The 15247-nt window shown below is 65.4% G+C and carries 15 protein-coding genes and 1 pseudogene; 14 read left to right on the plus strand and 2 right to left on the minus strand.

The genetic code is table 11. The features are described 5' to 3' along the window. The first annotated feature begins 243 nt into the window (after positions 1 to 243). Entirely contained in the window at positions 244 to 1314 is a 1071-nt protein-coding gene (gene hrcA, locus CFR72_RS05970; protein WP_110913086.1) for a heat-inducible transcriptional repressor HrcA, read from the plus strand. A 2-nt stretch (positions 1315 to 1316) separates the two neighbouring features. On the opposite strand, the gene CFR72_RS18265 is transcribed toward hrcA, so the two are convergent. After that, the gene (locus CFR72_RS18265; RefSeq protein ID WP_279629156.1) at positions 1317 to 1451 is read right to left on the minus strand and encodes a hypothetical protein; all 135 of its coding nucleotides are present in this window, start codon (positions 1449 to 1451) and stop codon (positions 1317 to 1319) included. An 83-nt stretch (positions 1452 to 1534) separates the two neighbouring features. Here CFR72_RS18265 and CFR72_RS05980 point away from each other — a divergent pair, with 83 nt between their 5' ends. The 12 genes and pseudogenes from CFR72_RS05980 (at position 1535) to rimI (ending at position 14493) form a co-directional block, all read left to right on the plus strand. Then, entirely contained in the window at positions 1535 to 2419 is an 885-nt protein-coding gene (locus tag CFR72_RS05980) for an aldo/keto reductase (protein ID WP_110913087.1), read from the plus strand. A gap of 105 nt (positions 2420 to 2524) precedes the next feature. After that, positions 2525 to 5206, plus strand: a complete 2682-nt coding sequence (locus CFR72_RS05985; RefSeq protein WP_110913088.1) for a penicillin-binding protein 1A — start codon at positions 2525 to 2527, stop codon at positions 5204 to 5206. 80 nt (positions 5207 to 5286) lie between these two features. After that, positions 5287 to 6418, plus strand: a protein-coding gene (prfB, locus tag CFR72_RS05990; RefSeq protein ID WP_110913089.1) for a peptide chain release factor 2 whose coding sequence is annotated in 2 segments (ribosomal slippage) — positions 5287 to 5355 and positions 5357 to 6418 — 1131 coding nt in all. Because the reading frame shifts where the segments join, the coding sequence is not laid out codon by codon here. Positions 6419 to 6702: 284 nt separating this feature from the next. Further along, positions 6703 to 7017 carry a hypothetical protein gene (locus tag CFR72_RS05995; RefSeq protein WP_146220655.1) on the plus strand — a complete coding sequence of 105 codons (315 nt, stop codon included), beginning with the start codon at positions 6703 to 6705 and terminating at the stop codon, positions 7015 to 7017. 103 nt (positions 7018 to 7120) lie between these two features. Next, complete coding sequence (locus CFR72_RS06000; protein WP_110913091.1) at positions 7121 to 7888, plus strand: MotA/TolQ/ExbB proton channel family protein; 768 nt, start codon at positions 7121 to 7123, stop codon at positions 7886 to 7888. Between the two features lie 196 nt (positions 7889 to 8084). After that, a pseudogene (locus CFR72_RS06005) lies at positions 8085 to 9370 on the plus strand (hypothetical protein). A gap of 317 nt (positions 9371 to 9687) precedes the next feature. Beyond that, positions 9688 to 10377, plus strand: a complete 690-nt coding sequence (locus CFR72_RS06010) for a response regulator transcription factor (protein WP_110913092.1) — start codon at positions 9688 to 9690, stop codon at positions 10375 to 10377. Between the two features lie 174 nt (positions 10378 to 10551). Beyond that, complete coding sequence (locus CFR72_RS06015) at positions 10552 to 11940, plus strand: ATP-binding protein (RefSeq protein WP_110913093.1); 1389 nt, start codon at positions 10552 to 10554, stop codon at positions 11938 to 11940. A 138-nt stretch (positions 11941 to 12078) separates the two neighbouring features. Next, positions 12079 to 12642, plus strand: a complete 564-nt coding sequence (locus CFR72_RS06020) for a NifU family protein (RefSeq protein WP_110913094.1) — start codon at positions 12079 to 12081, stop codon at positions 12640 to 12642. Between the two features lie 22 nt (positions 12643 to 12664). Then, entirely contained in the window at positions 12665 to 13249 is a 585-nt protein-coding gene (locus tag CFR72_RS06025; RefSeq protein ID WP_110913095.1) for a malonic semialdehyde reductase, read from the plus strand. A 3-nt stretch (positions 13250 to 13252) separates the two neighbouring features. Next, positions 13253 to 13984, plus strand: coding sequence for a tRNA (adenosine(37)-N6)-threonylcarbamoyltransferase complex dimerization subunit type 1 TsaB (gene tsaB, locus CFR72_RS06030; RefSeq protein ID WP_110913096.1), 732 nt, complete (start codon positions 13253 to 13255; stop codon positions 13982 to 13984). Beyond that, entirely contained in the window at positions 13981 to 14493 is a 513-nt protein-coding gene (gene rimI / locus CFR72_RS06035) for a ribosomal protein S18-alanine N-acetyltransferase (protein ID WP_110913097.1), read from the plus strand. Before tsaB ends, rimI begins: the two co-directional genes overlap by 4 nt. Here rimI and CFR72_RS06040 read toward each other — a convergent pair. After that, positions 14488 to 14733 (minus strand): sulfurtransferase TusA family protein, encoded by a 246-nt coding sequence (locus tag CFR72_RS06040; protein ID WP_110913098.1) that lies wholly within the window; start codon positions 14731 to 14733, stop codon positions 14488 to 14490. The genes rimI and CFR72_RS06040 overlap by 6 nt on opposite strands. Positions 14734 to 14823: 90 nt before the next feature. Here CFR72_RS06040 and CFR72_RS06045 point away from each other — a divergent pair, with 90 nt between their 5' ends. Next, positions 14824 to 15240 carry a MucR family transcriptional regulator gene (locus CFR72_RS06045; RefSeq protein WP_110913099.1) on the plus strand — a complete coding sequence of 139 codons (417 nt, stop codon included), beginning with the start codon at positions 14824 to 14826 and terminating at the stop codon, positions 15238 to 15240. Positions 15241 to 15247 lie beyond the last annotated feature (7 nt).

Consider the following 15247-nt stretch of genomic DNA (forward strand, 5'->3'; position numbering starts at 1 on the left):
CTCCCGATGAAAACCTGCCTCGCGGCATAGCGCGCAACCCCCGCTCTTTCCAGTCCCGTCCCCGGAGGGTGTGTCATGGGACGGTGGAATTGTGGGGGTGGCCCGTATCATGTGATTGTCGCAACACGACGTTGTCCCTATCCTTGTTCCAGGGCCATGGCCACGCCACGTCCATCGGGGAAGGCCGCCATATGGCGGTCCATCCGGATACTCATGGATGTGAAGGGGAGGAGGGAGAACGACATGGATATCGTGGCACTGTCTTCGCGTCCTGCCCTGCCGCCGGGGCTGGATGCGCGATCCGCCGCCATCCTGCGCGAAATCGTCGAACAGTATGTGGAAACCGGCGACCCGGTGGGGTCGCGCACCCTGTCGCAGCGCCTGCCGCTGTCGCTGTCGCCCGCGACGATCCGCAACATCATGGCCGACCTGACGGAGGCCGGGCTGCTGTTTTCGCCCCATACCTCGGCCTGGCGCCTGCCGACTGAAAAGGGCGTGCGGCTGTTTGTCGATGGCCTGTTGCAGTTCGGCAGCCTGAGCGAGGAGGAGCGCGAGACGATCACCAGCGCGCTGGAGGTGCGGGGGCGTTCGCTGCAGGACATGCTGGGGGAGGCGTCGCTGATGCTTTCGGGCCTGTCCTCGGCCGCGGGACTGGTGCTGGCGCCCAAGAGCGATGGCACGATCAAGCATATCGAATTCGTCGCCCTCGGGCCGGGGCGCGCGCTGGTCATCCTTGTCGGCTCCGACGGGCAGGTGGAAAACCGCGTGATCGAGATCCCGCCCGGCCTTCCGCCCTCGGCGCTGGTGGAGGCCGGGAACTACCTCAATGCGCACCTGTCGGGCCGCACGCTCGACATCCTGCGTGAGAAGGTGAGCGGCGACATCGCGGCCAACCGCACCGAACTCGACCAGTTGACGACGGAGGTGGTGGCCAGCGGCCTCGCCACATGGAGCGATGCGGAGGAACGCGGCGGCACGCTGTTCATCCGGGGGCAGGGGCGGCTTCTGTCGGACGTGACGGAGATCGAGCGGCTTTCGACCATACAGATGCTGTTCGACCGGCTGGAAACGCAGGAGACGATGCTGCGCCTGCTCGACCTTGCGTGCGAATCCGAAGGGGTGCGTATCTTCATCGGCGCGGAAAGCGGCCTGTTCGGGATGGCGGGGATGTCGGTGGTGATGGCGCCCGCGCGCACCGATTCCAACCGCATCGTCGGTGCGATCGGTGTCATCGGCCCGACACGGATCAATTACGGGCGCATCATTCCCGTGGTGGATTACACCGCGCGCGTGATCGGGCGCATGCTGGGGTAAAATCACTGATAAATAATAGAAGTTTTTGGTGAAGCTTTTTTCCAAAAAGCTTCGAAGACGCCGCCTTTTTGGAAAAAGGCGGCACCCAAAAACTTCTGAACTCTTTTGCCCGATCCGCCGTGTCCTGCGTGGGCCACAGGGCAGGTTCCGTGCAACCTGTCGTGCGCCCGTCCGTCATCAGGCGGTAGGCTGTCGTACAGCACAGGTAAGGAGCAAGGCCATGACCGTATCTGCATCACGTCCCGGCGGGACCTTCAGGATTGGCGGCGAACTCGAGGTCGCGCGTCTCGGCTTCGGGGCGATGCGCATTACCGGGCCGGGCATATGGGGGGAACCCGCCGACCGTGACGCCGCACTTGCCACGTTGCGCCTGCTGCCCGAACTCGGCGTCAATTTCGTCGATACCGCCGACGCCTATGGCCCCTTCGTCAGCGAGGACCTGATCCACGAGGCCCTGTCGCCGTACAAGGGTATGGTGATCGCGACCAAGGGCGGGCACACCCGCCATGGTCCCGACATCTGGTGCCCGGTGGGGAACCCGGACTACCTCCAGCAATGCGTGCTGATGAGCATGCGTCGCCTCGGGGTGGAGCGCATCGACCTGTGGCAGTTGCACCGCGTCGGCCCCGACACCACGCCGGAACGGCAGTTCGAGGCGATCGCGGCGATGCGCGCGCAGGGACTGATCCGCCATGTCGGCCTGTCGGAAGTCACGGTGGAGATGATCGAACGCGCACGGCTGTATTTCCCGGTCGCGACGGTGCAGAACCGCTTCAACCTCGTCAACCGGTATTCGGAGGAGGTGCTGGACTACTGCACGCGCGAAAATATCGGCTTCATCCCGTGGGCGCCGCTGGCGGCCGGGGGGCTTGCGCGTGGGGACAACGTGCTGACCCGCGTGGCGCAGGCGCGGGGGGCGACCACGGGGCAGGTGGCGCTGGCGTGGCTGCTGCGGCGTTCGCCGGTCATGCTGCCCATCCCCGGAACCTCCAGCCCCGACCATGCCCGCGCCAATGCGCAGGCCGCGACCCTGTCGCTGACGGATGCGGAATTCGACGCCCTCGATCGTGACGGCCGCGCGGAATGGGACCGCCTGCGCGCCTGATCCTGAACAGGCTGTCATGCGTGTCCTGCGGATCGGGGGCGACGTGGACGCCGGACGGTGCTAGGACAGGGGCACACAGTCCCTATATTCCCTATTGGATACCGGATGACGCTTGCTGACGGATCGGGCCGCGATGGCCGGGTGGATGGAACTTCTGACGCCACGCGCGATGACGGGCGTGCGGGCGGCCGCCGTCCACGCCCACCCACCGGTGGCCCGCGCCCGCGCTATCGCCTGGTGCGCAGGCTGGCGGGCGGGGCGCTGGGTGCCGTGCTGCTTGTCGGCGGGATTGGCGGTGTCGTCGCGTGGCAGGAATATGCCCGCCTGTCCGAAGGGCTGCCGACCGTTGACGGCCTGCGCACCTACCAGCCACCGGTGATGAGCCGCCTTTATTCCGGCGATGACCAGATCATGGCGGAACTGGCGGCGGAGCGGCGGATCTTCGTTCCCTACAACGCGATTCCCGAACGTGTGCGCAACGCCTTCCTTGCGGCGGAGGACCAGAAGTTCTTCAGCCATGGCGGCGTGGACCCGCTGGCGATCATCCGCGCGGGCCTGACGGACCTGATGATGCATGGCTCCAAGCACCGGCCGATCGGGGCGTCCACCATCACGCAGCAGGTGGCGCGCATCATGCTGCTCGGCTCCAACGCCGTGTCGATGGAGCGCAAGGCCAAGGAAGCGCTGCTGGCGATGCGGCTGGAGCAGACGCTCTCCAAGCAGCAGATCCTTGAGATCTACCTCAATGAAATCTACCTCGGCAACGGGGCGTACGGCATCGGGGCGGCGGCGCAGACCTATTTCAACAAGCCGCTGGACCAGTTGGACAATGCCGAGGCCGCGTTCCTTGGCGCGCTGCCAAAGTCGCCCACCAACTACAACCCCGTCCGCTTCCCGCAGGCCGCGACCGGCCGGCGCAACTGGGTGCTTGAACGCATGGCGGAACTGCACGCCATCACCCCGCAGGACGCCCGCGCGGCGGAGCAGGAACCCCTGATTCCCTCCTCCTTCACACGCCCCGGCCCGGTGCCCGGTTCCGAATGGTTTTCGGAGGAGGTGCGCCGCCAGTTGATCGAGAAATATGGCGTCAATTCCACCATGGAAGGCGGGCTTTCGGTCCATACCAGCATGGACCCGCACCTGCAGCAGGTGGCCACCGTCGCCCTGCATGAGGGGCTTATGCGCTATGACCGTGCGCATGGCGGCTGGCGCGGGCCGGTGACGCATCTGGACGGTGTGGACCCGCAGGGGGACTGGGCCAATGCGCTGGCGCGGGTCAGCGCGCCGCCCTCCATGCTGACGACGTGGCGCCTTGCGGTCGTGCTGTCGGCCACGACGGGGCAGGTTGGCTGGCTGGAGGGGACGTCGCCCGCCATCCCGCATACCGGGGAACTGCCGGCGCGGGACAGTTCGTGGATGCGCGCGGGCAAGGGGATCGCGACCGGCGATGTCGTGATGGTCGAACCGATGGCCGACAGTTCCGGTGTCGCCCTGCGGCAGGTGCCGCGCGTGGAGGGGGCGCTGACGACCATCGACGTGCGTACCGGCCGCGTGCTGGCGATGGTGGGGGGATGGTCGTTCCGTGCGTCGCAGTTCAACCGCGTGACACAGGCCGCGCGCCAGCCGGGATCATCGTTTAAGCCGTTCGTCTACCTCGCCGCGATGGAGCAGGGGATCTCGCCGTCGCAGAAATTCGATGATTCACCGGTGTCCTATGGTGAATGGCATCCCAACAACTATGAAAAGGATTTCTGGGGGCCGACCATGCTGCACGACGCCCTGCGGGAGTCGCGCAACCTTGTCACCATCCGCCTTGCGGCGCAGATCGGCATGAAGTCGGTGGCCGACATGGCGCAGAAGCTTGACCTCGTGCATTCCATGCCGCTCGTCCTGCCTGCCGCCCTTGGCGCGGTGGAAACCACCGTGATGCGGGAGGCCGTGGCCTATGCCACGCTGGCGGCGGGTGGACATCTGGTGACGCCGACGCTGATCGACGATGTGAAGGACCGCAACGGTAACGTCATATGGCGCGCGCCAGGCCTGCAGCTTGGCCCCGTGCCATCGGCGACGCCAGCGGCCGGTTCCGACGTGCCGACCCCGGCTCCGGCTTCGGCCCCGGATGCCGCGCCTGCCGCCGATGCCGCCGCCACGCCGTCCGACACCGGCCCGGTGCTGGTGGATACGCGCCCGCAGGTCGTCTCCGCCGACAGCGCGTACCAGGTGGTGACCATGCTGCGTGACGTGATCCGTCGTGGCACCGGCGTGCGCGCGGGCGTGGGTATCGACCGCCCCGTGGCGGGCAAGACCGGCACCAGCCAGGATTTCAACGATGCGTGGTTCGCGGGCTTCTCCCCCGACCTTGTGACGGTGGTGTGGATCGGCTTTGACACGCCGCAGAGCCTTGGCCGCAACGAAACCGGTGGCGTGATCGCCGGGCCGATCTGGAACCAGGTGATGAAGGCGGCACTTGCCGACCGGCCGCGGCTTGATTTCCGCGCACCGCCGGACATGCGCCTTGCGCAGTACAATACCGGCATGGGCATGGCGATCGACGCCTTCAAGCCCGACCAGCAGCCCGGCATCAGCGTTGACATGGGCGCGGGCGCGATCGGCACCCTGACGGCGGCCGATACGGGGGCGGAGAACATGCCCGATTCCGAAAGCGACATGGCGACGATGCCCGGCCATGGCCCGGTGGGCAATGGCGTGCCGGGGGCGGTATCACCCGGGACTTCCGCGCCACCACCGCCGTCCGGGGGTGACATCGGCATGGGTGGCCTGTATTGACGCCTGACAGGACGGCATGCCCGTGCGCGGGCGGCCGGACCCGCGTGTCCTTATCACGATGAGCTTAGGAGTAAGCCCCGATGTCTGCCGAGACCGAGGCCCTGAATGACCAGATCAAGCAGTCGGTGGCGCTGCTGAGGAGGCATCTTTGACTGGGATGTCGCAATCGAACGCCTCGCGGAGCTGAACAACCGCGTCGAAGACCCCGACCTGTGGAATGACGCCGAAGCCGCGCAGAAGCTGATGCGTGAGCGCACCCTGCTGGCGAACCAGATCGAGGGCGTGCAGAAGCTGGAAGGCGATGTGCGCGATACGCTCGAACTCGTCGAACTGGCGGAGATGGAAGGCGACGGCGATGTCGTCGCCGAAGGGGTGCAGGCCCTGCGCGCGCTGGCCGACGAGGCGAAGCGGCGCGAGACCGAAAGCCTGCTCTCGGGCGAGGCGGACGGCAATGACTGCTACCTTGAGGTCAATGCCGGCGCCGGCGGGACGGAGGCGCAGGACTGGGCTGAAATGCTCCTGCGCATGTACACCCGCTGGGCGGAGCAGCATGGCTACAAGGTGACGATGATGGAAAGCTCCGAAGGGGAGCAGGCCGGGCTGAAATCCGCCACCATCCTCATCAGCGGCCCCAACGCCTATGGCTGGCTGAAGACGGAGGCCGGGGTCCACCGGCTTGTGCGCATCTCCCCCTTCGACGCGGCGGCGCGGCGGCAGACCTCGTTCGCGTCGGTGTGGGTCTATCCCGTGATCGACGATTCCATCGAGATCGACATCAACGAGGCCGACCTGCGTGTCGATACCTTCCGCGCATCCGGCGCGGGCGGGCAGCACGTCAACAAGACGGAATCGGCCATCCGCATCACCCATATCCCCACCGGGATCGTGGTGGCGTGCCAGACCGACCGGTCGCAGCACCGCAACCGCGCGACCGCGATGGCGATGCTCAAGGCGCGGATGTACGAACAGGAACTGCAGCGGCGCGAAGCCGCGGCGGCACAGACCGAGGCGGCGAAGACCGATATCGGCTGGGGCCACCAGATCCGTTCCTACGTCCTTGCCCCCTACCAGTTGGTCAAGGACCTGCGGACCAACGTGGAAAAGACGAATCCGGGGGCCGTCCTCGATGGCGACCTGGATGATTTCATGGCCGCCTCCCTTGCCGCACAGGTCGGGGCCACCCGGTCGGAGGCCAGCGCACAGGCGCAGTGACCGGCCTGCGCCCCGTCGCAGGCGCACGCGCAGGATCGTGTTTTTGCATCCATGCCTGTTACAGGCGGGCATGGATGCGCGCCCGTGCCGCCTTTTAAGGCCGGGTATGAGGCGCTTGCGGGAAAATTGTTCCGTTTCCGGTGCATAACCGCCTTGACATGCGACGGCGGAAACCGCCCAATCCCATAACAGGCATCCATCATGCATCATGCCATGTCCCGTCGGGCGGACAGGCATGCGTGGCGATGCCATGGCGCTGGTTTGGGATAAGGGATGGTTCCGGGATGGATTATGTAAGACTGCAACGTCGGCAGACCCCATTCGGGCGGGTAATTGCGGGTGTTGCGGCACTGCATGTCATTGCCGTTGGCGTCCTTGCCTATGGCCTGCATCCCAAATCGTGGAACATGTTTCCCTCTCCGCCCCGGGCGCAGTTGATCCCGTTGCGGATCGTCAGGGATGCGCCCGCCTTCCTGCCCGCCGCCACCGCGCCACAACATGGGCCCGTCCTTTCCACCATTCCGGTCGCCCCACCGATCGCGCCGCCCGATATCGCGCGGATGCTGCATGGGCATGACCATCCGGGTCATGACAAATGACCGCTTACCCCATGGCGGGCCGGTCCCGGCCCTGTCGTCTGCCGGTTCCTTGTATTGCTGGAACCCCGCACCGTTTCTTTCCCGTCAGAGGATCTTGATTACAATGACCCGACAGCATCGTATCCTTCTTACCGCGGCCGTAGTGCTGATGACGGCCGCACCGGCCATGGCTTTCGCCGCAGGCGGAGGAGGGGCGGAGGCCAACCCGTATGGTCTGGGCGCCCTGTGGTCGAACGGTGACTTCATCGCCCGCACCGTCCTGCTGATCATGGTCGTCATGTCGGTCGGCACCTGGTACATCATGATCAGCAAGTTCCTGGAACAGGCGCGCATCCTCAAGGATGCGAAGATCATGAAGAGCGAATTCTGGAGCAAGCCGACCATCCAGGCCGGTGCGGACGCGATGCCCGAAAGCTCGCCCTTCCGCTACATCGCGCAGACCGGCATCACTGCAGCCGAACATCACGAAGGCACGATGCAGGAAGCGATCGACCTGCATACCTGGACGACGATGTCGATCCTGCGTTCGGTCGAACTGGTGCAGACGCGCCTGCATGGTGGGCTTGCGTTCCTCGGGACCGTGGGTTCGACCTCTCCGTTCGTCGGCCTGTTCGGCACGGTCTGGGGCATCTATCACGCGCTGACGGCCATCGGCATTGCCGGTAACGCCTCAATCGACAAGGTCGCGGGCCCGGTCGGTGAATCGCTGATCATGACGGCCATCGGCCTCGGCACTGCGGTGCCGGCGGTTCTGGGCTACAACCTGCTGGTGCGTCGTAACAAGGGCGCGATGGACGAGGTCCGCAACTTCGCCGCCGACGTGCAGTCGGTGCTGCTGGGTGGTTACCGTCACCTCGACCCCAATAGCTGAGGCATCACTGGCGCGCGGCGGCAACATGCCCGCGCGCCGTGTATCCGTACTGGCAGGGCCGACGTTGGTCATGACGTCGGCCCGTGCCGTTTCTGGGCCGGGGACGCATGTGCCCGCGCGGCCCTTCTTCCTTGCAGAGCGGTGAATATTGCGCTGTCATTCTGGCCATGCGCGGCGCGGTCCGCGATTACGGGTCATGACCGATTCATGGAAAGGACACTCACGTTGAAAACCACTAATCTGAAATCGTCGTTCCGGGCGCGTGCCATGCTGCTGGCCGGTGCGGTGACGGCATTGCCGTTGTCCGTGTTCCTGATGGTCCAGCCCGCGCAGGCCGCCGACGTACTGGGCGAGAAGGTGGGCAAGAACCTCCAGACCGCGCAGACGGCCCTTGCCGCCCATAAATACCCAGAGGCGATGGCCGCCGTGAACGCGGCCGACGCCGTGTCTGGCAAGACCGAATACGAATCCTATACCATCGAGCAGATGCGCGCGGCCGTCGCGGCGCAGTCGGGCGATGTCACGGCGGCCATCTCCGCCTATGACAAGCTGATCGCCTCGAACCGCACGCCTGCGGCCACCAAGGAACAGATGGCGCTGGCCGAGGCGTCGATGGCCTACACCGCGAAGGATTATCCCCGCGCGGCACAGGTGGCCGACAAATATATCAAGGCGGGTGGCAAGAATCCGCAGATGTACACGATCCTGATCCAGGCCTATTACGTGGGCAAGGATTACGCCAACGCCGCCCGCGCGCAGCAGGCGCAGATCGATGCGGAGATGAAGGCCGGCACCAAGCCGACGGAAAACCAGCTTCAGCTTCTTGCCGCGTGTCAGGCGCAGACGCATGACCAGGCGGCGCTGATGAAGACCTATGTGGCGCTTGCGACCTATTACCCCAAGCCCGACTACTGGGCGCAGGTGGTGCATTCGGCGCTGAGCAACCCGCACATGTCCCCGGCGCTGCGGCTGGATGTCGATCGCGTCCGCTTAGCGGCGGGCCTGGTGAAGACCCCGGCGGAATATATCGACATTGCCGAACTGGCGATGCAGGCGGGCCTGCCGCAGATCGCGCTTGACGTGATGAACGAGTGCTACAGCACCAACGTCCTGGGTCATGACGCGGGTGCAGCGCGTGAAGACCGGCTGAAGCAGATGATCGTCCAGACGGTGGCGGACCGCAAGGCGAACATCGCCACGGCGGAAACGCAGGCCCAGCAGGTCCCCAACGGCAATGCGCTGCTGACGACCGGCTACAACTACGTGACGTTCGGGCAGGCGGACAAGGGCCTGCAACTGATGAACGCGGGCATCGCCAAGGGCCCGACCGACATCAACATCGCCAAGCTGCATCTGGGTCTGGCGCAGGCTGCCGCCGGACAGAAGGCAGCCGCGATCACGACGCTGAAGAGCGTGGGTGGCGACAATGGCGCGCAGGACATCGCGCAGTTCTGGGTGGTGAAGCTTGGCGCACCGGCCTGAAGACGGATTGTGAAATAACCGCCTGATAAAACGCATAAAAGTTTTTGGTGAAGCTTTTCCCAGAAAGCTTCAGGGAACGCCGCCTTGTAAAGAAAAGGCGGCCCCCAGAACTTTCATGATTTTTCCGGGCAGGCTTCCCAGACGGCGGGAGGGGGCATGACAGCCTCCTCCCGCCGTTGTCGTTTGCGGACATGGGCCGTCGGTTCCTGACATTTTATGACATATGACGCACCCTTTTGCCCCATCCGCACGTTGGATAAGGTGAAAGCTGCACATTCAGCGATCATTGTTCGAATTTCAGGGAAATACTGCCAGGCATGACCACACATCCATCTGTTGATCCTGATCTTCCCGCCCGTATCGTGGTTGTCGAGGACGACGCGGGCATGCGTACCCTGATCGTGCGGGCGTTGCAGGGCGACGGCTATCGCGTGCGCGGTGTGCAGGATGCATCGGAAATGTGGGACGCCCTGGTGGCGCAGCCTGCCGACCTGATCATCCTTGATGTCATGCTGCCCGGCACGAACGGGCTGGACCTGTGCCGCGCCCTGCGCTCGGGCGAGGGGACGGTCCCGGCCGGGGGCGCGGATGTCAGCGAGGTCCCGATCATCATGGTCTCCGCCCGGGGGGAGGAACTCGACCGTGTGCTGGGGCTTGAACTCGGCGCCGATGATTATGTGCCCAAGCCGTTCGGGCAGAAGGAACTGCTGGCGCGTGTGCGTGCGGTCCTGCGCCGCCGTGAACTGACGGACCCGTCGGGGGCGGCGGTGGAGATTTCCGGTGCGGAGCACGACCTGCTGACCAGTTTTCTCGACAATCCGCAGCGTGTGATCGGGCGTGACCGGCTGCTGGAACTGTCGCGCACGCGCCTGGGCGATGTGTCGGACCGCAGCGTGGACGTGCTCGTCAGCCGCCTGCGGCGCAAGCTGGGCGCGGATGCCGACAACCTGATCCGCACCGTGCGCGGCATGGGCTATATCTTCACGTCCGAGGTGGAGCGTGTCTGAAAAGACGGCCTCTCGATAAAACGAATAAAAGTTTTTGGGTGCCGGCTTTTTTCAAAAAAGGCGGTGTTCTTTGAAGCTTTTTGGAAAAAGCTTCACCAAAAACTTTTGAAAATTTGCAGGATGTTTCTTGGGCGGGTTTTTGGAACAGTCTCCGGGTAATCGCGGCAGGCAGGCATGAAAGAGGCCCTGTCCGACGCGCCCGCGTCGCGTCGCATCACGCTCTGGCCGCGTGGACTGGTGTGGCGGGTGATGTTCGTCCTGCTTGCGGCGGTCGCGCTGGTGTTCGTTGGCAGTTCGGTCTTCTATGAGGAGGCCGAGACCTACACCATCGACGACGCGCAATTGGATCAGGTCAGCGAACGGCTGGTCATCGATGCGCGCGTGCTGGCGGCGACGCCCACATCGCAACGCATGGTGCTGGCGGCCATGCTGTCCACCCCCGACCTGACCATCGACTGGCGCACCAGCGCGCAGGAAGGCGTGGTCCGTCCCGAACCGGGGGCCCTGCGCGGCCTTCATGAACGTGTGGCCGGCAGCGTGCCGGCGTTTCAGGGCGATGTGCTCAACCTTGCGGGCACGGTGACGGCCACATCCGACATCCGTGGCGTGCTGCGCCTGCCCGATGGCAGCTTCATGGGCTTCAGTGCGCCGGACCTGCTGCAGCCACATCATATGCGCCGGGGCATCGTCTCCGCCGCCGTGCTGGCCGGTGCGGTGCTGCTGGCGGCGGGCATGCTGGTGCGCGCGCTCAGCATGCCGCTGCGGGCACTGGCGCAGGTGGCCGATACGGTGGGTTCGGGCCGGTGGGTCCCGCTGGAGGACAAGGGCCCGCGGGAGGTCCGCTACCTCGCGCGCGCCATCAATGCGATGCAGGAGCGTATAGGCCGCCTGATCGCCGACCGGACGGAGGCTCTGGCCGCTGTGTCGCATGACCTGCGCACGCCACTGGCGCGCCTGCGGTTGCGGGCGGGGTTTCTGGAGGACGCGGCGGCGCAGGCGGAAATCGAGGCCGACGTGACTGAGATGGAGGCCATGATTGCAGGCGTCCTCGCCTATCTGGCGGGGGAGAATGATCCCGAACCGGCGCGTTCGGTCAACCTTGCCTCCATCATCGCGACGCGCGTGGATGATGATGCCGACCAGGGCAGGCCCGTCACCTATGAAGGACCACATCAGGCGCTGGCGGTGGTGCGGCCGCTGGCGATGAAGCGGGTGATCGGCAACCTGATCGACAACGCCCTGAATTACGGGGGCAACGCGCATGTCGTGCTGCAGGTCGAGGCGCACAGCATCCGCATCCGGGTGGAGGATGACGGCCCCGGCCTGCCGGAGGCGGAGCTTTCGCGTGTTTCCACGCCGTTCTACCGCGTGGAGGGATCACGTTCGCGCGCCACCGGCGGCATGGGGCTGGGCCTTGCGATCGTCAATCGTGAAATCATGCGCGAGGGCGTGAGCCTGCGCCTCTATAACCGTGACAGTGGCGGCCTGTGCGCGGAAATCATCCTGCCGCGTGCGGGGCAGGGGACGTTGCCCGCAACCGAGCGCAAGGTGGCGGCGTCCTGACGTGACGGCACGCCCGGAGGGGATGCCGCGGCCTTTATCGTGTGACCGGGGGTTGTGCTGGCGTGGACCACGGTACATCTGGATGCTAACAGGACCAGAGATATCCGCCTTCCTCTATCTGTCGGGAAAGACCGCAGCATGTTCATAGAAACCGAAGATACCCCCAATCCCGCCACCCTGAAGTTCCTGCCCGGGCGCGAGATCATGCCCAATGGCGCGACGGCGGACTTCATTGACGCGGATTCCGTGGCGGGCCGTTCCCGCCTGGCAGAGGTCCTGTTCGACCTTGAGGGCGTGTCACGGGTGTTTTTCGGTGGCGATTTCGTGGCCGTGACCAAGGCCGACGCCGTGGACTGGGATGACCTGAAGCCGCAGGTGCTGTCCGCCATTGCCGACTATCTCGCCACCGGGCAGGCCCCGGTCGAGCAGGAAGCCGTGGTGGTGGAAGACGCGATCGCGCCGGGGGACGAGGAAATCGTCAAGCAGATCAAGGAATTGCTGGATACGCGCGTGCGTCCGGCCGTGGCTGGCGATGGCGGCGACATCGTCTTTCGCGGCTATCGCGACGGGATCGTGCGCCTGACGATGCAGGGGGCGTGTTCGGGCTGCCCGTCATCGCGCGCGACGCTGAAGCATGGGGTGGAAAACATGCTGCGCCATTACGTCCCCGAAGTGGTATCGGTCGAACAGGTCGAAGCCTGATACGCCGGGGTGGGAAAGTTTCATGGTTCTTGATGATGCCGGGCTGGACATCCTGTTCCGTGCCGCGCGGACGCCCGCGGCATGGAACGAAAGTCCCGTAACGGAAGAGACGCTGCACCAGTTGTATGACCTGGTGCGGCTTGGGCCGACATCGGGCAACTGCTGTCCCGCGCGATTCGTCTTCCTGCGCACGCATGACAGCCGCGAACGCCTGCGTCCCGCCCTGTCGGAAGGTAACGTCGCACGTGTGATGAGCGCGCCGGTCACGGTAATCGTGGCGTGGGACCCGCTGTTTTTCGACCGTATGGATGTCCTCAACCCCGAACCGGGCGTGCGGTCGTGGTTCGCCGCCGATGTGGGCCTGGCGGAGGAGACGGCGATACGCAACAGCACGCTGCAGGGGGCGTACCTGATCATGGCGGCCCGTGCGCTGGGGCTGGATGCGCTGCCGATGTCGGGGTTCGACGCCATGATGGTGGAGGAAACATTCCTGCATGCCCATGGCTGGCGGGCCAATTTCCTTGTCAACCTTGGTTACGCCGATCATGGGTTCGATACGCCGCGCGCGCCGCGCCTTGCTTTCGACGATGCCTGCGTGATGGCCTGACGCATGCGGGTGCTGGTTCTGGATGGCGCGCAGGCCGGGGCACAGGCGCGTGCCATTGTAGCCTGCGTGCGCATCACGCCCGAAGGGTGCGTGACCGAACATCGGCACGAGGCCGAGGGACGCGGCGGGTCGGAAGGGTTTCCCCTGCTGGCGCGTGACCTGATGGCCGAATGTGGCTGGACCATGCCGATGCTGGACATGGTGGCCGTGGTGGTCGGGCCGGGATCGTTCACCGGCCTGCGTGCCTCCATTGCCTTTGCGCAGGGACTGGCGCTGGGGCTGGGATGTGAGGTCGTGGGGGTGACGACGGGCGAGGCCCTGGCCGATTCCCTGCGCGCGCAGGTCGCTGCGCCGGGGACGCGGATCCTGTGCTGCTCCGTTGCGCGGCGCGGCCGGGCCTTTGTCGAATCCATTCCGGCGCAGGCTGGACGGGGGGACGGGGAGGTCCGTGCCGTGATGCTCGATGATCCCGCCGCCCTGCCGTCTGGCCCGCTTCTGCTGGGCGGGAGTGCCGCTGCCGACGTGGCGGCCACCTGTGCGCGGGGACGGGCGAATGTGACCATTGCCCCGCTGTCGCGGCCCGACGCCTGCGCCATTGCGCGCGCGGCACTGTTGCGGCGTGAGGGGGTGCTGGCGCCGCGTGCGGTGCTGCCACTGTATGTTGACCCGCCGGAGGCGAAGCTGCCCGCGGCGGGATTGCGCCCACCGCCGCGCAAGGCAGACGACAACGCATGAATGTCGCCACGGGCCCGGTCGTGGCCGTGCCTGCCGCGATGGCGGACCTGCCGGCGCTGGCGCAGGTCCATGCGGCGTCCTTTGCCCCGGACCAGCAATGGGATGCCCCGGCGCTTGAAACCCTGTTGGCGATGCCCGGCGTGGCGCTGGGCGTGGCCGTGGCGCAGGACGGGGGACGGCAGGTGGTGGCCGGCTTCATCATGGTGCGCACCGTCCTTGACGAAGCGGAAATCCTGACGCTTGCGGTCGATCCCGCATTCCGGCGGCGCGGACTGGCGCGTGCGCTGCTGTCATGGATGGTGGACATGGCGGCGGGGCAGGGGGCCGCGCGCCTGTTTCTGGAGGTGGGCGTGGACAACACCGCCGCGCTGGCCCTGTACCGTGATGCGGGCTTTGACGGGGTGGGGCGTCGGCGTGGCTATTACCCCGACGGGTCCGATGCGCAGGTCATGGCGCGCGACGTGATGCCCGCACGGGATGCGGAGTCGGGCGCATGGCCGACGTTATGACATTTTTTTGATGATCAGCAGGACATGGGTCAGTCCGTCGTCCTGCGCCTCATGCATGGCGACTTCATGGCCGAGCAGCCTGACGCTGCGACTGACATTGTCCAGCGGTTCGTCACCACGCAGGCGCACCTGTAATCGTCCCCCCGGCGCAAGCCGGTCGAGTGCAAGTCGCGTGCGCACGAATGTCATGGGACAGACGTCGCGGGTGATATCTATTTCCTCAACATCAATACCGGGCATGTTACCTGATATTCCTTCATGGGTATGGTTGCGGTCTTGTCCGGATTATTTATATAAGATGCATGTATTTCTACTGACAGGACCAAGTTGATGGCTGACGAAACAGCGGATGTGGAATTGCGGGAACTGACCGCCGAAATCGTGTCCGCGTATGTTGCACGCAATACACTCGATGCCGAGACGCTGCCGGACCTGATTCATCAGGTATATGAAACGATGTCCTCGCTCGGCAAGGTCGAGGCCGTGCCTGAAAAGCCGGTTCCGGCGGTGCCGCTGAAAAAATCGGTCTTCCCCGATTACATCGTCTGCCTTGAGGACGGGAAGAAGCTGAAGATGCTCAAGCGTCACCTCAAGACGGCCTATAACATGACGCCGGAAGAATATCGCGAACGCTGGGGCCTGCCGCACGATTATCCCATGGTCGCACCCAGCTACGCCAGCCACCGCTCCAAGCTTGCACGCAAGATCGGGCTGGGAACCAAGGATCGGGGCGCGGACCAGGCGTGAAGGATGA

This window comes from Gluconacetobacter entanii, assembly GCF_003206495.1.
GTDB lineage: Bacteria > Pseudomonadota > Alphaproteobacteria > Acetobacterales > Acetobacteraceae > Novacetimonas > Novacetimonas entanii.